The sequence below is a fragment of the Micromonospora sp. NPDC048898 genome, assembly GCF_043198035.1.
In the GTDB taxonomy this organism is placed as follows: domain Bacteria; phylum Actinomycetota; class Actinomycetes; order Mycobacteriales; family Micromonosporaceae; genus Micromonospora.
Genome location: NZ_JBICUF010000024.1, coordinates 31,903 through 50,855 on the forward strand (window position 1 = coordinate 31,903; position 18,953 = coordinate 50,855).

At 73.4% G+C, this 18,953-nt stretch carries 17 protein-coding genes; 4 read left to right on the forward strand and 13 right to left on the reverse strand.

Annotated features, from left to right (window positions below):
- Positions 1–36: 36 nt before the first annotated feature.
- A complete protein-coding gene (locus ACGFIQ_RS33870) occupies positions 37–1,284 on the reverse strand; it encodes a glycosyltransferase family 4 protein (protein WP_393250033.1) in 1,248 nt (415 codons plus the stop codon).
- Positions 1,285–1,452: 168 nt separating this feature from the next.
- Here ACGFIQ_RS33870 and ACGFIQ_RS33875 point away from each other — a divergent pair, with 168 nt between their 5' ends.
- Complete coding sequence (locus ACGFIQ_RS33875) at positions 1,453–2,007, forward strand: low molecular weight phosphatase family protein (RefSeq protein WP_393250035.1); 555 nt, start codon at positions 1,453–1,455, stop codon at positions 2,005–2,007.
- Here the strand turns inward: ACGFIQ_RS33875 and ACGFIQ_RS33880 are convergent.
- On the reverse strand, positions 1,988–3,451 hold the full coding sequence (locus tag ACGFIQ_RS33880) for a polysaccharide biosynthesis tyrosine autokinase (protein ID WP_393250037.1): 1,464 nt from the start codon (positions 3,449–3,451) through the stop codon (positions 1,988–1,990). The two genes, ACGFIQ_RS33875 and ACGFIQ_RS33880, sit on opposite strands and share 20 nt — an antisense overlap.
- Before the next feature lie 327 nt (positions 3,452–3,778).
- Here ACGFIQ_RS33880 and nhaA point away from each other — a divergent pair, with 327 nt between their 5' ends.
- The gene (gene nhaA / locus ACGFIQ_RS33885) at positions 3,779–5,140 is read left to right on the forward strand and encodes a Na+/H+ antiporter NhaA (RefSeq protein ID WP_393250039.1); all 1,362 of its coding nucleotides are present in this window, start codon (positions 3,779–3,781) and stop codon (positions 5,138–5,140) included.
- 90 nt (positions 5,141–5,230) lie between these two features.
- Here nhaA and ACGFIQ_RS33890 read toward each other — a convergent pair whose 3' ends face one another.
- The 10 genes from ACGFIQ_RS33890 to ACGFIQ_RS33935 form a co-directional block, all read right to left on the reverse strand.
- Positions 5,231–5,428: a hypothetical protein gene (locus ACGFIQ_RS33890; RefSeq protein ID WP_393250041.1), complete on the reverse strand. Its 198-nt coding sequence runs from the start codon at positions 5,426–5,428 to the stop codon at positions 5,231–5,233.
- Positions 5,425–5,757 carry a hypothetical protein gene (locus ACGFIQ_RS33895; RefSeq protein WP_393250043.1) on the reverse strand — a complete coding sequence of 111 codons (333 nt, stop codon included), beginning with the start codon at positions 5,755–5,757 and terminating at the stop codon, positions 5,425–5,427. Before ACGFIQ_RS33895 ends, ACGFIQ_RS33890 begins: the two co-directional genes overlap by 4 nt.
- Complete coding sequence (locus tag ACGFIQ_RS33900) at positions 5,754–6,116, reverse strand: DUF1622 domain-containing protein (protein WP_393250045.1); 363 nt, start codon at positions 6,114–6,116, stop codon at positions 5,754–5,756. Before ACGFIQ_RS33900 ends, ACGFIQ_RS33895 begins: the two co-directional genes overlap by 4 nt.
- Positions 6,117–6,155: 39 nt before the next feature.
- A complete protein-coding gene (locus ACGFIQ_RS33905; RefSeq protein ID WP_393250047.1) occupies positions 6,156–6,743 on the reverse strand; it encodes a TMEM165/GDT1 family protein in 588 nt (195 codons plus the stop codon).
- A 217-nt stretch (positions 6,744–6,960) separates the two neighbouring features.
- Entirely contained in the window at positions 6,961–7,926 is a 966-nt protein-coding gene (gene egtD / locus ACGFIQ_RS33910) for an L-histidine N(alpha)-methyltransferase (protein ID WP_393250049.1), read from the reverse strand.
- Positions 7,927–7,975: 49 nt separating this feature from the next.
- Positions 7,976–8,722, reverse strand: a complete 747-nt coding sequence (gene egtC, locus ACGFIQ_RS33915; protein ID WP_393250051.1) for an ergothioneine biosynthesis protein EgtC — start codon at positions 8,720–8,722, stop codon at positions 7,976–7,978.
- Positions 8,723–8,762: 40 nt separating this feature from the next.
- Positions 8,763–10,100, reverse strand: a complete 1,338-nt coding sequence (gene egtB / locus ACGFIQ_RS33920; RefSeq protein WP_393250053.1) for an ergothioneine biosynthesis protein EgtB — start codon at positions 10,098–10,100, stop codon at positions 8,763–8,765.
- Positions 10,097–11,335 carry an ergothioneine biosynthesis glutamate--cysteine ligase EgtA gene (gene egtA / locus ACGFIQ_RS33925; protein WP_393250055.1) on the reverse strand — a complete coding sequence of 413 codons (1,239 nt, stop codon included), beginning with the start codon at positions 11,333–11,335 and terminating at the stop codon, positions 10,097–10,099. The genes egtB and egtA overlap by 4 nt, the downstream gene beginning before the upstream one ends.
- A gap of 158 nt (positions 11,336–11,493) precedes the next feature.
- Positions 11,494–12,279: a hypothetical protein gene (locus ACGFIQ_RS33930; protein ID WP_393250057.1), complete on the reverse strand. Its 786-nt coding sequence runs from the start codon at positions 12,277–12,279 to the stop codon at positions 11,494–11,496.
- Positions 12,280–12,295: 16 nt separating this feature from the next.
- Positions 12,296–12,928 carry an RNA polymerase sigma factor gene (locus ACGFIQ_RS33935; RefSeq protein WP_393250059.1) on the reverse strand — a complete coding sequence of 211 codons (633 nt, stop codon included), beginning with the start codon at positions 12,926–12,928 and terminating at the stop codon, positions 12,296–12,298.
- 525 nt (positions 12,929–13,453) lie between these two features.
- On the opposite strand from ACGFIQ_RS33935, the gene ACGFIQ_RS33940 reads away from it, so the two are divergent.
- Both ACGFIQ_RS33940 and ACGFIQ_RS33945 read left to right on the forward strand, forming a co-directional pair.
- Complete coding sequence (locus tag ACGFIQ_RS33940; RefSeq protein ID WP_393250061.1) at positions 13,454–14,830, forward strand: serine/threonine-protein kinase; 1,377 nt, start codon at positions 13,454–13,456, stop codon at positions 14,828–14,830.
- 123 nt (positions 14,831–14,953) lie between these two features.
- Positions 14,954–16,216 (forward strand): nucleotide sugar dehydrogenase, encoded by a 1,263-nt coding sequence (locus ACGFIQ_RS33945; RefSeq protein WP_393250063.1) that lies wholly within the window; start codon positions 14,954–14,956, stop codon positions 16,214–16,216.
- A gap of 175 nt (positions 16,217–16,391) precedes the next feature.
- Here the strand turns inward: ACGFIQ_RS33945 and ACGFIQ_RS33950 are convergent, their stop codons facing one another.
- The gene (locus ACGFIQ_RS33950) at positions 16,392–18,866 is read right to left on the reverse strand and encodes an ABC transporter permease (protein WP_393250065.1); all 2,475 of its coding nucleotides are present in this window, start codon (positions 18,864–18,866) and stop codon (positions 16,392–16,394) included.
- Between the last annotated feature and the right edge of the window lie 87 nt (positions 18,867–18,953).

An 18,953-nucleotide genomic window follows, 5' to 3' on the forward strand; every position in this document is an offset into this window, starting at 1 on the left:
TGGGGAACTTCGTACCGTTATTAAGCTCTTCGCCCTTTAAGCGAGTTTCCTTCGCAGATTGCCGGCCGGCTCCGTGACCCGGCCTGCCGCCTCGTGCAGCAGCCGCTCGATCCGGTCCACCCCGGCGGGCAGCGACATCTCCCGCAGGTACGCCGTGCGCCCCCGGCGACCCATCTCGGTACGTGTCGGCGGCGGGATGGTGGCGCCCAACCAGAACCGGTCGGCCAACGCGGCCCAGTCCTCCGGGGGGCAGGACAGCCCGGCCCGGACCCGCTCGACCAGCTCCGCGGTGTCCCCGCCGGCCGACGCGATCACCGGGGCGGCACAGGAGAGCGCCGCCTGGAGCTTGCCCGGCACCGTGCCGCGCAGTTCCGGAAGGTCGCGCAGCATGACCAGCTGATAGTCGGCGGCGGCGTACAGCTCGGGCATGTCGACAGGCGACCGCCGCTGGACGAAGCGGACGTTGGCCGCGCCCAACTCGGCGGCGAGCCCCCGGACCCTGCGCTCGGCCGAGCCCGAGCCGACCAGCACCAGGTCCATCGTCTTCTCCAGCGCGGCAGCCGCCCGGACCGCGGTCTCCAGACCCTGCCGTGCGCCGATCGTGCCGGCGTGCATCACCACGCACCGACCGTCCCGGCGGACCAACTGGCGTGCCGCCGCGCCGGGCGTCGCCGGGTAGAAGATCCGCTCGTCGGTCCAGTTGAGGACCAGCCGGACCCGGTCCGGTTCGGCGCCGGCCGCGACGACCAGATCCCGCATCGACGGCGCGGCGACCGCGATCCGCGCGGCGGACCGGTAGATCCGGGTCATCGCGCTGCCCATCCGCGCCACCCAGCGCGCCTCGCCCGCCTCGTCGACGCCGTCGCGGGTCCAGACATCCTGGACGTGCAGCACGGTAGGCACCTGCCCGAGCAGCCGGAGCACCCCCGCGGCGGCGAACGTCGTGGCCGGGAGTTGGAAGACGTACAGCGCGTCCACGTCCCTGAGGTAGCGGCGCGCGGCCAGCGTCGCGCTGCCGGCGAAGGAGAGGTAGCTGGCCATCCGGGCGCCGGTGGACGTGGCGCCTCCCGGATAGCGGGGCACCCTCCGGACGGTCAGCCGCTCGCTGTGCGTCTCGTGGTGCCAACGCTGTCGCCAGCCGGGATAGACGTGTCCGCCGGGGTAGTCCGGAAACCCGGTGAGCACCCGGACCTCGTGCCCCCGCGCGGCCAACTCCTCGGCGAGGCTGCCGGGGATGAACGCCGGCTCGGGTGGGAAGTGGTAGGACAGGATGCCGATCTTCACTGCCGCGCCCCCATCCACTGCGAATCGGCGGCGGCCGGCGCGGCACCCCGGCCGCCGGGTGGACGGCCCGCGTACGATTCCGACAACCCCTCCCTGCGCGGCCGCCGGCACCGACACACCGTCCTCGCGGTGTGGCAGCTCGCGTCCGCACCGACGAGAGGGGCACCGATGACTGATCGCGTGTTGTTCGTCTGCCACGCCAACCTGTGCCGGTCACCGATGGCCGAGCATCTGGCCCGCCGCCTGCTGGCCGACCGGCCGGTCACCGTGGCCAGCGCCGGCACCGACGCGGTCGACGGGCTGTCCATGCATCCGTACGCCCTGGAGGTCGCGACGGAGAGCGGCGCGGACGCCGCGGCGTTCCGGACCAGAGTTCTGCGGCCCGAATACCTGGTGGACGCGACGCTGGTGCTGACCGCCACCCGGCGCCAGCGCTCGATCTGCACCGCGCTGGCGCCGAGCGCCCTGCACCGGACGTTCACCCTGCGCCAGTTCGGCCGGCTGGCGGCGGCGGCCGAGCCGCCCGCCGAGCCGGCCGGCGACCCGTTGCGGGCAGCGATCGCCGCCGTCGCCCAGGCCCGGGGACGGCTGCAACCCGCCGCCCCGGACGCGGACGACCTTCGGGACCCGATCGGCGGCACCTCCGCCGACTTCCGACGCTGCGCCGAGGAGATCGAACGGTCGCTGCGACCCCTCGCCGCGCTCATCGGGGCAGCCGGGTGAGCTCCTGGGTGTGGTCGGCGACGCCGTTGACCCCGGTGGTGGTCTCGCTGTGCCGGCCGGACATCACCCGGTCTGCCGGCACCGACGGCGGCAGGGTCGAGGCGACCACGCGGTATGCCTCGTACTGGTACGCCTCGGCCTTGGCCACCTTGGCCATGTTCAGCACGCAGCCGAGCAGGCGGACCGAGACCGAGTGCAGTGCGCGGGCCGCCGCGGCCACCTGGGTCCGCGAGGTACGGCCCTGCTGGCTCACCAGCAGCGCGCCGTCGGCCTGCACGGCCACGACCACGCCGTCGGTCACCGCGAGCAGCGGAGCGGTGTCGATGATCACGATGTCCGCCGACTCCCGCAGCGCCAGCAGCAGATCCGACATCGCCTTGGACCCGAGCAGCTCGCTCGGGTTCGGCGGGGCGGAACCGCTGGGCAGCACCAGCATCGACTTGTCGCCCCAGCGCTGCACGACGTCGCCGACCTTCACGTCGCCGACGAGCACGTCGGTGAGGCCGACCCCGGCGTCCAGGCCCAGGTACTCGTCGACCTTCGGGCGGCGCAGGTCCGCGTCGACAAGCAGCACCCGCCACCCCGCCTCGGCCAGCGCGATGGCCAGGTTGCAGGAGAGCGTGGTCTTGCCCTCGCCCTGCAACGCGCTGGTCACGGCGATGACCCGGGCCGGCTCGTGGACGTCCACGAAGCGCAGGTTCGTGCGCAACTTGCGTACCGCCTCGGCACGGGCCGAGGTCGCCGCGTCGCCGATGATGAGTGGCTCGGTCCGGGCGCTGCTCTCGTAGGGGATCTCGCCGAGCAGCGGACTGCCGGTGGCGCGTTGCAGGCCGGCGGAGTCCCGCAGTCGGACGTCGGCGACGCCGCGCAGGATCGCCAGGCCGACGCCGAGCATCAGGCCGATCAGCCCGCCGAGGGTGAGGTTGCGGGTCGGCTGCGGCGAGACCGGACTGGCGCTGACCCGCGGGCCGCTGACCACCTCGATCTTGATCGGTGCCTTGCCCTCGGACGTCGTCTCGACCTTCTGCACCAGGTCGACGAACTTCGCGGCGAGTGACTCGGTCACCCGCAACGCCCGGGTCTGGTCGGTGTCGTTGACCGAGGCGCGCAGCAGCACGGTGCCGGTCTCGGTGGAGGTGGTCACCCGGCTACGCACCTCGTCTGCGGTGAGGCCCACCGGGGTGTCGGCCACCACGCTCTGCGCCAGCCGGTCGCTGGTGAGCAGATCGGCGTACGACTTGACGCGCTGTTGGAGGAAGAGCCCACCCTGGTAGGCGTCGCTGACGCCGGAGTTGGGGGTGGTGACGAAGAAGGTCACCGAGGCGACGTACCGGGGTTGTGCCCGTACGGTCAGGAACGCCGAGGCGCCCAGGGCCACCATGACCGTGACCAGCACGACCCACCAGTGCCGACGCACGTGGCGCAGTTGGCGGAGCAGGTCCATCAGGAGCGCCTCCGCATCGGTCCGGTTACGCCAAAAAACTTCACGAAAACCCCCAAGGTCGTCTTAAACTCGTGAAACCATTAAAGCGGCTCATACGGCTTATGTCCGGAGTTAGGTGGTTCTGACTCTGACTCATGCGCCCGCATAACCAACCGGACAAAGGCGCATTCGGCTGCGGCGCGACCCGGGGAAAAGTCCGCGACCGACCGAACGGCCCCCCGTGGTCGCCGCCGCACACGAACCCGGATAGGGTCGGCAGCGGTGTGCCGGGAAGTCTGGTCGGCGAGTGGATCCCCGCCGTCCTGATGTCCCGAGGTGACCCCGCAGATGACCGCCCCCTCCCCACCGCCGTCCGAGCAGCGGCACACGGCCCGGCTGTTCGCCCGATCGTCCTGGCCCGAGGCCCGGCGCCTGGCCGACGTGCTGCGCACCGAGACGGTCGGTGGCGCGTTGCTGCTGCTCGGTGCCGTGACGGCGCTGGCCTGGGCCAACTCGCCCTGGTCCGACTCGTACACCCGGGTCGGCGACTGGGTGCCCTGGCCCGGCGGCGCACCCTGGCACCTCGACCTGGACGTGGCCACCTGGGCGGCGGACGGCCTGCTGGCCGTCTTCTTCTTCGTGGTGGGCCTGGAGCTCAAGCGGGAGTTCGTCGCCGGCGACCTGCGCGACCCGCGCCGGGCGGCGCTACCCGTGGTGGCCGCGCTCGGCGGGATGCTGCTGCCGGCGCTGATCTACGTGGCGGTCGTCCTGGTCGGCGGCGGTCCGGGGCTGCGCGGCTGGGCCATCCCGACCGCCACCGACATCGCCTTCGCGCTCGCCGTGCTCGCGCTGGTCGGCTCGCACCTACCCCAGGGGCTACGTGCCTTCCTGCTCACCCTCGCCGTGGTCGACGACCTGTTCGCCATCACCATCATCGCGGTCTTCTACACCGCCGACTTCCACCCCGTGCCGCTGCTCGCGGCGCTGGCGCCGATCGGGCTCTTCGCGGTGCTGGTGCAACGCGGCCGTACCTGGTGGTGGGCGCTGATCCCGCTCGCGATCGCGGCCTGGGCCCTCGTGCACGCCTCCGGTGTGCACGCCACGGTGGCCGGCGTGCTGCTCGGCTTCACGGTGCCGGTGCTCGCCCGCCACCGGGCGACCGGCGGCCGGCCGGGCAGCACCGGTGCGGGGACGGACGAGGGCGGGCTCGCCGCGCGCCTGGAGCACCGCTGGCGGCCGGTGTCGGCCGGCATCGCGGTGCCGATCTTCGCCCTGTTCGCGGCCGGCGTCACCCTGCGCGGCACCGACCTGGGCGCCCTGCTGACCGACCCGGTGGTCATCGCCGTCGTCGCCGGACTCGTGCTCGGCAAGGGCATCGGCGTCTTCGGCTCGACATACCTGCTGGCCCGGTTCACCCGTGCCGAACTGGACGAGGACATCACCTGGTCGGACCTGCTCGGGATCGCCCTGCTGGCCGGCGTCGGGTTCACCGTGTCGCTGCTCATCGGCGACCTGGCCTTCGGCGCCGGCAGCCCGGCCGACGACCGGGTCAAGGTGGCCGTGCTGCTCGGATCGGTGCTCTCCGCGGGGCTGGCCGCCACGGTGTTGGTCCGCCGCAACGGCACGTACCGCCGGGTGGCGCAGCGGGAACGGCTCGACGCCGACGGCGACGGGGTGCCCGACGTCTACCAGCGGCCCGCCGACAGTTGAGCGGCGGCCGGGCGGGCGGCGGCCACGCAGGCGGTGGCCGGGCGGGCCGGTGGCCGAGCGAGCGGTGGCCAAGCGGGCGGTGGCCGGGCGTCAGCGGCGACGCTCGGCGGGTGGCGGCTCCTCGGTCTCCTCGACCAGCGCCTCCGCCGCCGGTGCGGTGAGGTCGTCGCCCGGCACCGCCACCTCCTCGGCACGATCCTGCTCGTCCGGCTTGCCCCCGGACGGCGGCTCGGGAGCGGTGCCGTCGCCGGCGAAGCCGTACTCGTTCGGTTCGTCGTGCCGGCTCATGTGGTCATCCTCCCGCTGCCCCCGGTTTCGCCTCTCACCGCCAACGGTAGGTGCTGATCGTCGCCCGCGCAGCGCGCCGGGGATTGTCGCCCGGACCACGGCGGTGAGCTGCTCAACGCCTTCCCGAGCAGCTGACGCAGGGCGATGATCGCCACCGCGCCGGCCAGAGCGTTCCACCCCGGCTCGCCGACGAGCCGGAGCAGTCCGGCGGCGGTCAGCAGGTCCAGCAACACCCGTACGGCGGTCCGCAGCGCCCTGGTGCTCAGTGCGGTGACCACCCCGACGACAAGCGCCAGCGCGGTGACCACCATGATCAGGACGCCGGTCACGGCCGACGCTCCCCCTCGGCCACCTGCCGCTGCTCCTGACGGATCTCCCGACCCAGGAAGTAGTTCAGCGCCGTCCGGATCGTCGCGATCGCGGCCAGTTGGCCGATCTGGTCGAACGACGGGGACACCGCCGTGCGCAGCACGTCGGCGGCCAACTGGAATTCGAGGCCGAGAGTCAGGAACCGGCCCAGCGACAGCCGGATCGGCGTGAAGACGGCGGCGGTGCGGTGCCGCAGCCCTTCGACCACGAACCGCACCGCCGCCCAGACCGCCCCGACGAAGATGACGAGCGCGCCGGCCACCTCCACCACGGCGACGAGCACCTGGTCGCCCTGGCGCAACAGCTCGGCCGGCTCCACCGCAGGCCGTTACCCGAACACGGGCCGGCTAGTCGGTACTCAGGTCAGCTCGTTGACCGCCTCCAGGATCAGCCAGAGGCCGGAGATGGCGAACAGGATCGCGGCGCCGTACCTGATGGCCTTCTCCGGCAGCCGGCGACCGAGCATCCGCCCGACCAGGATGGCCAGCGCGTCCGCGGCCACCATGCCGACGGTGGAGCCGAGCCAGGTGCCGAACCAGCCGTACTTGGTGGCCAACGTGATCGTGGCGAGCATCGTCTTGTCGCCCAGCTCGGCCAGGAAGAACGCCACCGATACCGCGACGATCGCGGTCTTGCTGGTCTTCTCCGCCTTGCGCCGCTCCTCCTCGGTGAGCTTGTCACCGCGCAGCGTCCACGCACCGAAGCCGAGGAACGCCACACCGGCCACCAGGGAGATCCAGTCGGTCGGCAACACCGCCCCGAGACCCACGCCGATGGCCACCGACGCCAGGTGCACCACCGCCGTGGCGACCGTGATGCCGATCAGCACCGGGATCGGCTTGAACCGCGTGGCGAAGGTCAGCGCCATCAACTGGGACTTGTCCCCCAGCTCGGCGACGAAGATGACGCCGAAGCTGATGACCAGCGCGGCGAAAAATCCCTCCATGACATCCTTCCCGTTCACGCCGGGAAGAGGTGACAGGGGCGCCCTCGACCCGGCTGCAACAGCCTGAGTCGAAGGTCTCGCCCGCCCCGAGAGAACCGGGGCCGCGTGGCCGGATGCGGAACGCACCAGTATGTCGACCACGACATTGGGGGCTACTCCCCTTCGCGGACCCAGCCTATCGGATCACCGCTGGGCCGCGCCGGGATGGGTGCACCGCTCACCGCGCCCGCGCCAGCGTCACCCCGAAGAGCCCGTCCGGGTCGGTCCAGAACTCCGCCGCGGCGAAGCCCGCCGAGGCCAACTCCCCGGCGATCCCCTCCGGGCGGAACTTCGCCGACACCTCGGTACGCAGCTCCTCCCCCGCGGCGAAGTCCACGGTCAGGTCCAACACCCGCACCCGCATCGGCCGGGTCGCCCGCAACCGCATCTCGATCCACTCGTGGGTCGGGTCCCAGAGGGCCACGTGCGCGAACGCCCCCGGGTCGAAGTCCGCGCCCAACTCCCGATTGATCACCTGCAACACGTTGCGGTTGAACTCGGCGGTGACCCCGGCGGCGTCGTCGTACGCCGGCACGATCACCGACGGGTCCTTCACCAGGTCGGTGCCGAGCAACAGCCAGTCGCCGACCTCCAGCGCGCCGCGCATCGCCGTCAGGAACTCGGCCCGCTCGGCGGGCAGCAGGTTGCCGATGGTGCCGCCGAGGAACACCACCAGCCGACGGCCGCCGGTGGGCAGCCGGTCCAGTTGCCGGGTGAAGTCACCGACGATGCCCCGGACCCGCAGGCCCGGATAGTCGGCGGCGATCTGGGCGGTGGACCCACGCAGCGCGCTGACCGACACGTCGAGCGGGACGAACGTGCCAAGGCCGCCCCGCCGGGTGAAGGCGTCCAGCAGCAGCCGGGTCTTCTCCGACGAGCCGGAACCCAACTCGATGAGGGTCTTGGCCCCGGTCAGCGTCGCGATGGCGGGAGCGCGTTCGGCCAGCACGGCCCGCTCGGCCCGGGTCGGGTAGTACTCGGGTAACCGGGTGATCTCCTCGAACAACTCGCTGCCCCGAGCGTCGTAGAACCACTTCGGTGGCAGCCACTTCTGCCCGGCGCTCAGCCCGGCGCGAACGTCGTCGCGCAGGCCACGCTCCAGGTCGTGCTCCTCGAGGTAGATCTCCAACGGTTCCGCGGTCATGATTCGCCTCTCTGTTCGAACAAACAGGTGGTGCGCCGACCGGTGTCGCTCACCGGACCGGCAGCGGACGTACCCGCACCTCGCCCGGGGTGGCCACGACCAGGTGCCCCTCCGGCACCGCCCGCCACCCCGGATCGTCGTCGTGCGGCTCGGAGGCCAGCAGCACCGCACCCGACGACTCGCGGACCGACAACGCGTGCCCGGCCACGCTGGCGACCGCCCGTCGTCCGTCGGTGAGCAGCAGGTTGAGCCGCGACCCCGGGGCCGCCGCGGCCACGTCGGCCACCGTCGACCCGACCGCCTCGGTCGGGTCCTCGCCGGCGCGCAGCCGATGCCGCACCAGCGCCCAGAGCAACGCCGAGTCGGTGGCGGCGTCCAGGGTGAGCAGGTCACGCACCGGCAGCCCGGCGGCGAGCGGCACCACCGCGTCCGGCCAGCCGCGGACCACACCGTTGTGGCTGAACAGCCACCGCCCCTCGGCGAACGGCGCGGCGGCGTTGTCGAGCACCGCCATCCCGACGGTGGCCGAACGCACGGCCGCGAGCAACGCGCCGGTGCGGGTCACCGCCGCGAGCCCAGCGATGGTCGGGTCGCTCCAGATCGGCTGCGCCCGGCGGTAACGCACCGGCTCACCGTCGCCCGGATACCAGCCGACCCCGAACCCGTCGGCGTTGATGGTGCCGCCGCCACGCATGTCGCGCGGCGCCCAGGACTGCCGCACCAGCGAGTGCGCGGGGTCGAACAGCACCTCGGCGAGGGTGACCGGCGGCCCCAGGTAGGCCAGGTGACGACACATCAGCAGACCGTCCCCGACGGGCCGCCGATCGGGCGGTGGATCACCGGGACGACTCGTCCGGCCGGACGTCGCGGGCGCAGCGGAAACCGCTGAAGATCTGCCGCCGGATCGGGTAGTCCCAGTTGCGGAAGGTGCCCCGACAGGCCGAACGGTCGGTGCCGAACGAACCACCACGCAGCACCCGGTAGTCGTCGCCGAAGAACACCTCCGAGTATTCGCGGTACGGGAACGCCGTGAAGCCGGGATGCCCGTTGAACGTGGTCGAGGTCCACTCCCAGACGTCACCGATGAGCTGGTGCACCCCCAACGGCGAGGCGCCGGCCGGGTACGCGCCGACCGGTGCCGGCCGCAGATGACGTTGGTCGAGGTTGGCGTGCGCCTCGGTCGGCTCGTCGTCGCCCCAGGGATAACGGCGGGACCGCCCGCTCGCCGGGTCCCACCGGGCCGCCTTCTCCCACTCCGCCTCGGTCGGCAGCCGCTTGCCGGCCCACGCCGCGTACGCCTGCGCCTCGTGGAAGCACACGTGCACCACCGGCTCGTCGGCGCGGACCCGGCTCCACCGGCCAAAGCGCTGGTACGACCAGTCGTCGCCGTCCCGACGCCAGTGCATCGGCGCACTGAGCCGCTCCCGCACCAGGTGGGCCCAGCCAGCCGCGCTCCACCAGCGCTGATCGGTGTAGCCACCGTCGGCGATGAAGGCCGCGTACTGGCCGTTGGTGACCGGAGCCGCGTCGATGACGTACGCCGGCAGGTCGACGCGGTGCGCCGGGCGCTCGTTGTCCAGAGCCCACGGGTCGGTGTCGGTGCCCATGGTGAACTCACCGGCCGGAACCAGCACCTCCCCACCGACCCGGGCGGACGGCTCGGGCGGCGGCGGTGCGTGCAGCACCGCCGGCCCCGACCGCAGCTGGTGGGTGGCGAGCATGGTCTCGTCGTGCTGCTGCTCGTGCTGCACCAGCATGCCGAAGGCGAACCCGTCGGCGACCAACGGCCGCTCCGTGAACACCACCGAGTCGAGCAGGTCGTACACCTTGTCCCGGACGGTGGCCAGGTAGGCGCGCGCCTCGGCGGGCGGCAGCAGCGGCAGCGCCGGGCGGTCCCGGCGCGGCTGTTTGAACGCGTCGTACAGCTCGTCGATGTCGCACCGGACCGGCTCGCGGCCCCCGACGTCGCGGACCAGCCAGAGCTCCTCCTGGTTGCCCACGTGGGCGAGGTCCCAGACCAGTGGCGACATCAGCGGCGAGTGTTGGCGCAGCAGATCCTTGTCGTCGACCACCTCGGTCAGCAGCGTCGTGCGGGCCCGGGCGCGGGCCAACTCCCCCGCGATCCGGTCGCGCAACCGCTCACCGTCGGTGTGCCCCGTCGTGCGCACGCTCATCTGTCTCGTCCTTCCGTCGCGGCGGCGAGCCGCCGTCGTACTCCGCGCTCGATCTCGTCGTGGACCTCCGTCGGCAGGTCCAGCCGGGGCAGCGTGCGCAGCGCCAGGTCGAGCAGCGTCGCCGCGGCGGCGGCCAGCGCCGGATCGGCGAGGCCCTGCCGGGCGGCGGCCGACCAGCGGTCCGCCACCGGCGCGGCGATCTCGTGCGCCACGCGCACCGTGCCCGGATCGGTGAAGAGGGCACTCAGCACCGCCAGCGGGAGCCGCCAGTCCCGGCCGGGCTGGGTGTCCAGGTAGCGCAACTCCAGGTAGCCGCGTGGCCGCACGGGCGGGAAGAGGGTGCTGACGTGGTAGTCGAGGTCGTCGGTGGTGGGTGGTCGGGGCAACGCGCCGTCGAGCCAGTCGGCAAAGGTCACGCCCGGTGGCGCGGCCCAGTCCGTGCCGTCGCGACGCAGGCAGAGCAGTGGTGCGGCCAGCACGTACCGGATCCAGGTGGCGGTCGGGTCCTCGTCGACGTGGCCGGGCGTCCAGGCCGCGCGGGTGCGGGCCGGGTCGATGGCCAGCCAGGCGGCCATCCGCGCGGAGGCCCATCCGGTGCGCCGCCCCGCGTGCCGGTTGGCCGACGCGAACACCGCGAGCAGTGGCGGCCCGACCGCGTGGGCGGCGGCCCAGCGTGCCGCGACCTGGTCCGGCTCGCCGGCGTCGAGGCAGACCTGCAGGCCGGCGGTGCTGTACATCATCGTGCGGCCGGCCGGACCATGCCTGTCGAAGGCGCCGCGCATCGCGCGGTAGCGGGGAGTTTCCAGCACCGGGCGGGGCCGTCGGTGTGGGTCGATGCCGCTGCGGCCGAGGATCAACCCGGCGGCGGCCAGCAGGTCGGTGACCTGGGCGATGTCGGCCTCGGTGGCCTGGATCAACGCGGTGACCGAGGGGCGGGGCGGGGTGGAGATCTCCACCTGGCCACCCGGCTCGAGGGTCACCATGGCGCCGTGTCGCAGCGGCTCGGCCGGGCTGGTGGCATCCAGTGTGGTGGGGCTGTGCCGCCCCAGCGCCGCCCGGAGCCGCGTCAGGTCGACGGGTCGGGCGGGATCGGCGGCGTCGTGCACGGTCCATTCCAGTTCGACGCCGGTGAGTGTGGGTGGGCCGGTCTTGAAGCAGATCCGGGCAAGGTGCCGGACTGCGGCTGCGGACTCGCGAAGGATGGCCCCGCGGTCCAACTCGGGTGACGTCACCAACGGTCGGGATCCCCTCTCCGTGTGCCGACTCCGGAACACGGTGCCACCGTAAACCCACCCCCCGACACCCGCCGGGGGCGTGCACGGCACCACCAACTTCTGTCTAACAGACGAATTTCCCGTGCAGGGCGAAACGGAAACGCGTCAGCAGGGGCCGGTCACCGGGGGGTGAGACGGCCCGTCGGCGGCGATGGTGGCTGGGGCTTCGTCGGCTCGGGCGGCTTGCGCTCGGGCACCAACCGCTGGCAGTACGCCTCGACCTCGGCGGGCCCGCCGGCGGCGGCGACCAGCGTCTCGAAGGCCGGCGTCCGCAACGCCCTCTCCCGCTCCTCGGGTTTCTTGGCCTGCCAGGCGCGGCACAGGCCGTGCAGATCCGCGGCGGGCGCGCTCGGGGCCGACGGCGTGCCCGCGGACGGTGAGCCCGGCAACGGTGCGCCGGGCGACGGTCGGCCCGGCGACGGTGGGCCGACCGGCGCCGATCGACTCGGCTCGCCGGACGTGGACGCGCTCCCCTCGGGGCTCGGCGACGTCCGGGACGGCTCCGGTGCGACCGGGTCCGGCGCCCGGTCCCGGGTGACCGCGGCGAAGGCGGCCCCGGCCGTGGCGGTGGCCGCCACCGCGCCGATCCAGGCCACCGCGCCGGTGGTGAGGCGGCGGCGCGACCGGTGGGGCGCGGACGGCGCCGGGTCGGCCCGCGCGGCCCGGAACGCGGCGAGCGCGGCCTCCTCGCCGGCCAACTCACCGGGCCGGGCCGGGCCGGCGGCCGCGGCGAGCAACCCCGCCACCGGGTCCGCCGAGGGCCCGGGCGGCACGGGTACGCGGGCCTGCGGCGACGCCGCGTCCCCTCCTCGACCGGCCTGGTCCGACCGGGCGTGCGGGTCGGCGCGGGCCGCGTCGAGCAGCCGTTCGGTCTCGGCGTGGTCGACCCGCCGGAACGGGTTCATCCAGATTCCCCTCACGTCAGCCGTCCGCCGGCTCGGCGTGCGGTGCCCGCAGGGATGGGCCGCTGCCCGCCCGGGGCGGCGGCCCACCGTCGACCTGGATGGGCGACTCGACGGCGTTCTGCCGCTCCAACAGGGCTGCGAGCCGGCGCAGACCGCGGTGCGCGGCGGTCCGGACGGCACCGGCCCGGCGGCCCAGCACCCGGCCCGCGGATCCCGCGTCCAGCCCGATCACGGCCCTGAGCAGGACCGCTTCGGCCTCGCGGGGAGGCAGGGTGGCGATCAGCGCCAGGGCGGTCTCGGTGCCGATCGTCTCGCTGGCGCCCTCGGCGGTGTCCGCCTCGCTGGCCAGGTCGACGAGCGCGTGCACCGGGACCGGCAGCGACGGCCGGCGGCGCAGCCGGCGCAGGTGGTCCATCGCCCGGTTGCGGGCGATCGTGACGGTCCAGGCGCGGAACTCGCCGCCGGTGAAGCTGGGCAGGTCGCGGGAAATCTGAAGCCAGGTCTCCGACGCGACGTCCTCCGCGTCCGCGCCGACCAGGGCGGTCAGATAGCGCAGCAGGCCCGGCTGGAGGCTGCGGTAGAGCAGGCGGAACGCGTCCTCGTCCCCGGCCTGTGCCGCGCTGACCGCCTCCGACAACTCGCCGGTCATCCGCGGCCCATGGTTCGTGCCGGCGTGGTCCGCCGCGGCACGGCAGAGCACGCGGCACGAATCGTCCGCCCGACAAGCACCCGCCCCGCCCTCCGCCAATCCGGTCCCACCCGTGACCGAGGTCGTCGGGCCGGGGTGTCTGGTGGGCCAACGCCAGGGTCGTCGGCTCGGTGCGCCGACCGTCGAGATCGCCGGGGCGGCCCGAGCCGGGCTAACGCTAGGACGGGGCCGGCGGCGCGACAAGTTGGCACCTTGTCACGGAAGAGTGACAATTATCAACCCACGGCTCGGGCGTGTCGCCGTCACTGCCCGTGACCAGAGGGTGCAAACCAGGCCTCGACTCGCCTTTCGGCCATCGTCGCGCGCCCGCTCATCGAAATATGTCGGCTTTCGTCACGGCACGTCGTCGTACCGTCACAGAGACGCAGCATCCACACAGGTCAGCCGGCTGCACCGGCGCCGGGCAACCGGTTGGCCGACAGCCCGTGTCACGCCTGGGCGCGCGACTCTGGGTACGGTGTTGCGGTGTTGTCATCGGAGGTCGTGCTCAGCGGTCGGTACCGCCTGGACGAACGTGTCGCTACCGGCGGTATGGGCGACGTCTGGCGTGGCGTGGACCTGATCCTCGGCCGGCAGGTCGCGGTCAAGGTGCTGCTGCCGACACTGGTCTCCGACCCCGACTTCATCGCCCGGTTCCGGGCCGAGGCCCGGATCATGGCGGCGCTGCGGCACCCCGGCATCGTGCAGGTCTTCGACTGCGGTGCGGAGGACCTGCCCGACGGCGCAGGTCGGGCGGACTACCTGGTCATGGAGTTCGTCGCCGGCGAGCCGTTGTCCAAGCGGATCGAGACGGCCGGCCGCCTCGACGTGGCCGAGACGATGTCGATCGTGGCCCAGGCCGCCTCCGCGCTGAACGCGGCGCACCGCGGCGGCATCGTGCACCGCGACGTCAAGCCCAGCAACCTGCTCGTGCTCGAGGACGGCTCGGTCGTCCTGGTGGACTTCGGCGTGGCGCGTTCGCTCGACATCACCAGCATCACCAGCACCAACGCGGTGCCCGGCACCGCCCTCTACATGGCACCCGAGCAGGCCGCCGGGCGACCGGTCAGCGGTGCGACGGACATCTACGCGCTGGGCGCGGTCACCTACTGCTGCCTCACCGGCAATCCGCCGTTCACCGGCGACAACCCGCTCCAGGTCGCCGTCCGACACCTCGACGACGAGCCGCCGGAGCTGCCGCACGAGATTCCCGAGGCGGTTCGCGCCCTGGTGTCCCGGGCCCTGGCCAAGGACCCGCAGGATCGGTTCAGCAGCGGCGCCGCCATGGCCGAGGCCGCCCGGACCGCGGTCACCGGCGGCGAGCCGCCCACCGCGCTGGCGGCAGCCGTTCCGTTGCGCGACGCCGGGCCGGGCGGCCGTACCGAGGCGGCGGCCGGTGCGGCGGTGGCGGGTGGGGCCCAGGCCGGGCGGGAGCGGCGGCGGGGCCCGCTGGTCGGCGCGGCGGTGGCCGTGCTCGTCGCGCTGGTCGGGCTCGGGGTGGCCCTGGCCACGACGCACAAGACCAGCGAGAATCCGGCGGTGAAGCTGCCGACCACCTCGCCGACGGTGGGGCCGAGCGGCCCGTTGGACCTGCCGGCGGGCAACGAGCAGGTCGCCACCGGTGGCCCGACCCGGCCCGACCGGTCGGCGTCGCCCGGCGTCTCCCCGTCGGCGTCGATCTCCGCCACGCCGAGCACGCGACCCAGCCAGACGACGAGCCCGACGGCGCCGGTGGTGACGCCGACGGCGACGACGGGGCCGACCACCGGCCCGACGGGTCCCGCGACGACCCCGCCACCGCTGCCCACGCCGACCGCGACGGAGAGCCTGCCGGCCGACCCGGAGGGAGCGCCGGTCAACTGACCGTCGGTTTCGCCCAGCGCCGATAGTCCCACCAGCACCGATATCCCCAAAACGGACTTGCGTCGGCGAACACCCCTCTAGGCTCTCAGCAGGCCATATCCACCATCTGCCGCGGGAGCCTGGGTGAGCGCTGAAAAGCTGGTCGTGATCGGTCAGGGATACGTCGGGCTGCCGCTGGCCATGCGCGCCGTCGAGGCCGGGCTGGACGTGGTCGGCCTCGACGTCGACGCCGACCGGGTGAAGCGTCTCGCCTCCGGGGAGTCGTTCGTCGAGGACATCCCGACCGACCGGCTGGGCCGCGCGTTGGGCAGCGGCCGGTACAACCCCAGCACGGAGTACACCGACGCCGAGGGCTTCGACATCTGCGTCATCACCGTGCCGACCCCGCTGCGCGACGGCACCCCCGACCTGAGCTTCGTCGAACAGGCAGGTGTCGGCCTCGGCCCGTACGTGCGCCCGGGGTGCACGGTGATCCTGGAGTCGACGACATACCCGGGCACCACCGAGGAGTTGCTGCGCCCGCTGTTGGAGTCGGCCAGCGGGCTGCGCAGCCCCGGCGACTTCCATCTCGGCTACAGCCCGGAGCGCATCGACCCGGGCAACCCGACGTGGCGGTTGGAGAACACGCCGAAGGTGGTCTCCGGTGTGGACGCGGCGTCGCTGGCCCGGGTGGACGAGTTCTACAAGCGCCTGGTGGAACGCACCGTGCCGGTGGAATCGACCCGGGTGGCCGAGCTGACCAAGCTGATCGAGAACACCTTCCGCCAGGTCAACATCGCGCTGATCAACGAGCTGACCATGCTCTCGCACCACCTCGACATCGACGTCTGGCAGGCGATCGACGCCGCCGAGACCAAGCCGTTCGGCTTCCTGCCGTTCCGGCCCGGGCCCGGTGTCGGCGGGCACTGCCTGCCGATCGACCCGTGCTACCTGTCCTGGCAGGTCAAGCGCCGCCTCGGCCGGCAGTTCCGGTTCATCGAGTTGGCCAACGACATCAACCACGAGATGCCCGAGCACGTCGCGCAGCGGATCATGGCGGGCCTGAACCGGGACGGCCGGGCCGTCAGCGGTGCCCGGCTGCTGCTGCTCGGCCTGGCGTACAAGAAGAACACCGGCGACATGCGGGACTCCCCCGCGGTCGACGTGGCCCGCCGGCTGCGGGCCATGGGTGCCGAGGTGCACGCGGTCGAGCCGTACGCCGAGGCGCACCACATCCCGGACGGCGTCACCGTGGTCGCGCTCACCGAGCAGGAGGTGCGCGCCGCCGACGCGGTGGTGGTGGTCACCGACCACGACAGCTTCGACTACGACCTGGTGGTTCGGCACGCGCGCTACGTCTTCGACACCCGCAACAGGTGTGTCGGCCCGGTGGTCGAGCGCCTGTAGACCCGGCACCGCTGGCCGGTCCCGCCGCCGGGAAAGACGACGGGACCGGCCGGCGGATGTCCGTCCGCACCCCGGGGCGGCGGCCCTGCCGGCGGGCCCGACCGGCAGTGCCCGCTGGCGGCACAGCCAGCCGCACCCCCGATGGCAGGGCCGCGCCCGCCGGCGGTAGGGCCGGTCACTGGTCGGCGAGCGCCTCGACGACCGGGCGGGACAGCGCCCGGCGGGCCGGCAGGACCGAGGCGAGCAGGGCGGCCAGCACCGCGACGCCGAGGATCAGCCCGAGCTGGCCGAGCGGCAGCACCAGGTGGAAGTCACCGCCGAGGCGGGTCAGCAGCGCCATCGCGGAGGCGCTGACGCCGGTGCCCAGCCCGACGCCGAGCACCGCGCCGACCAACGCCATCAGCACCGCCTCCACGGCGAGCACCGCCCGCATCCGTCCCCGGGTGAGCCCGACCGCCCGCAGCACGGCGTTCTCCCTGGTCCGCTCGACCACCGACAGGCTCAGCGTGTTCGCCACGCCGACCAGGGCGATCACCACGGCCAGGCCGAGCAGCGCGGTGACGAAGGCGAGCACCATGTCCACCGTGCCGGTGAGCATCTTCTTGTACGCGCCCTGATCCATCAGGTTGACCGTCGGGTAACTGCCCAGCACCGCCTCGATCGCGTCCCGGGCCCGCTCGACGCTCACCCCGGCGGCGGGGTCGATCTCCGCCAGGGAGCCCCGCTGACCTCCGAAGAGCGCGGCGAAGTCCGCGTCGGACATGTCGATGACGTGGCCCGCGGGCGCGCCGTCGGTGGACGTGTCGTCGGTGACCACGGCCGCCACCTGGAACGACCGGTCCGCGACGGTCACCGGGGAGCCGACCCGCAGGCCGCGTGCCTGCGCCAACTCCCGGTGCACCAGCACCTGCCCGGGCCCGACCCGGGTGGCGTCGCCAGCCAACACCTCGCTCAGGGTCCGGCTCACCAGCGCCGGGTGGGCCGCCCGGATCTCGACGTCGGCGACGACCGTGTGGCGCTGCTCGTGCACCACACCCAGCTCGGGGCGGGCGGCCAGCTCACCGGTGAGGGTGGCGGGAAGATTCTGGCCGATTCCGCTGACCACGAAGTCCGTCCCGATCTGGGCGTCCACGCTGCGTTCGATGCCGTCCTTGGTGCTGCGCGCGCCGACCATGAAGGCCGACACCAGTCCGATCCCGATCACCAGGGCCGTGGCGGTCGCGGCGACCCGCCGTGGATTGCGGACCGTGTTGGCCACGGCCAGCGCGCCGGTCGCCCCGAGGACGCGGCGGGCCGGCCAGCCGAACGCCCGGGCCAGCGCCGGGACGAGTACCGGCCCGAACAGCACGATCCCGAAGAAGGTCAGCACCCCGCCGGCCGCCACCAGCACCAACTGGCCGGCGCTGGCGGCACCGGCCAGCGCGGCGACACCGACGGCCAGCAGCACCGCGCCGAAGGCCAACCGAACCCGACCGGCGCTCCGGCTCGGCTGCACGGCGGCGTCGGTGAGCGCGGCCACCGGCGCGATCCGGGTGCCCCGCCAGGCCGGGAGCAGGGCGGCGCACACGGTGAGCGCGGTGCCCAGCAACAGGCTGGTCAGCACCGTGGAACCGGTCACGCTCAGGCCACTGGTGCCCGGCACGTCCAGGTGCGACATCAGCAGCCGCATCCCACCGGCGAGGCCCACCCCGAGCAGCACCCCGAGCGCGGAGGCGACCAGCCCGAGCACCGCCGACTCCAGCAGGGCGGCCCGAAAGACCTGCCCCCGGGTGGCGCCGATCAGGCGCAGCAGCGCGGTGCGCCGGGTGCGCTGGGCCAGCACGATCGCGAAGGTGTTGGCGATCACGAAGCCGGCCACCACCACGGCGACCCCCACGAAGATCAACAGCAGCATCCGGAACTGGTCCGCGTTGCGGACCGCCTCCTCGACGGCCTCGTCGAGGATCCGCTGGCGACTCTTCACGGTGGCGTCGCCACCGGCCACGGCACGCACCCGTTCGGTCACCGCCGCGACGGAGGCACCCGGGCGGGCCGCCACCATGATGCGGCCGTAGCCCCGCTGGCCGGTGAGGGCCAACGCGTCCGGCCCGACCAGGCCGACGAACGGGCCGCCGACGTCGCGGATAGTGCCCGCCACGTCGACGGTCCCCACCAGGGTGTACGGGCGGGCCGCCCCGCCGCTGCCGCCGACGCGGACCTCCGAGCCGAGCGGGAAACCCTCCTCGGCGACCGTCGGCGCGTCCAGCACCACCTCGCCGGCCCGGTCGGGCAGCCGGCCGGCGACCACGTCGTACGAGCGCAGGGCCTGCTCGGTGGGGATGGCCACGAGCACGGTGAAGCCGAGCACCGGACGGCCGTCGGAGCCGAGGAGCCCGCCGGTGTTGGTCAGCTCGCCGTCGGCGGCGGCCACCCCGTCGACCGCACGCACCCGGTCGACCAGAGCCGGGGACAGCAGCTCCGCGCCTGTCGCGTAGACGCCCAGGTCGGTGTGCCGGTCGAAGGTGCCAGCCCGCTCGTACGCGCCGTCGCGCATCCCGTCGACGAAGATCATCGTGCCGGCGACGAACGCGACACCGAGCACGACGGCCAGTGCGGAGAGCAGCATGCGCAGCGCCTCGGCACGCAACGAGCGCAGGGTCAGGCGGATCATGCGGGGCTCCCGGTGCAGGTGGCGGATCAGACCCCTCCGACGCTATGGCCGCAGCCGGTCGGTTGATCTCCACCGGAGTGCTCGACC

Excerpts from the sequence above, each read along its gene's own strand:
- ACGFIQ_RS33875 (WP_393250035.1), top strand. The coding sequence starts at position 1,453 with ATGACTGATCGCGTGTTGTTCGTCTGCCACGCCAACCTGTGCCGGTCA.
- ACGFIQ_RS33880 (WP_393250037.1), bottom strand. The coding sequence starts at position 3,451 with ATGGACCTGCTCCGCCAACTGCGCCACGTGCGTCGGCACTGGTGGGTC.
- nhaA (WP_393250039.1), top strand. The coding sequence starts at position 3,779 with ATGACCGCCCCCTCCCCACCGCCGTCCGAGCAGCGGCACACGGCCCGG.
- ACGFIQ_RS33890 (WP_393250041.1), bottom strand. The coding sequence starts at position 5,428 with ATGAGCCGGCACGACGAACCGAACGAGTACGGCTTCGCCGGCGACGGC.
- ACGFIQ_RS33905 (WP_393250047.1), bottom strand. The coding sequence starts at position 6,743 with ATGGAGGGATTTTTCGCCGCGCTGGTCATCAGCTTCGGCGTCATCTTC.
- egtD (WP_393250049.1), bottom strand. The coding sequence starts at position 7,926 with ATGACCGCGGAACCGTTGGAGATCTACCTCGAGGAGCACGACCTGGAG.
- egtC (WP_393250051.1), bottom strand. The coding sequence starts at position 8,722 with ATGTGTCGTCACCTGGCCTACCTGGGGCCGCCGGTCACCCTCGCCGAG.
- egtB (WP_393250053.1), bottom strand. The coding sequence starts at position 10,100 with ATGAGCGTGCGCACGACGGGGCACACCGACGGTGAGCGGTTGCGCGAC.
- ACGFIQ_RS33930 (WP_393250057.1), bottom strand. The coding sequence starts at position 12,279 with ATGAACCCGTTCCGGCGGGTCGACCACGCCGAGACCGAACGGCTGCTC.
- ACGFIQ_RS33935 (WP_393250059.1), bottom strand. The coding sequence starts at position 12,928 with ATGACCGGCGAGTTGTCGGAGGCGGTCAGCGCGGCACAGGCCGGGGAC.
- ACGFIQ_RS33950 (WP_393250065.1), bottom strand. The coding sequence starts at position 18,866 with ATGATCCGCCTGACCCTGCGCTCGTTGCGTGCCGAGGCGCTGCGCATG.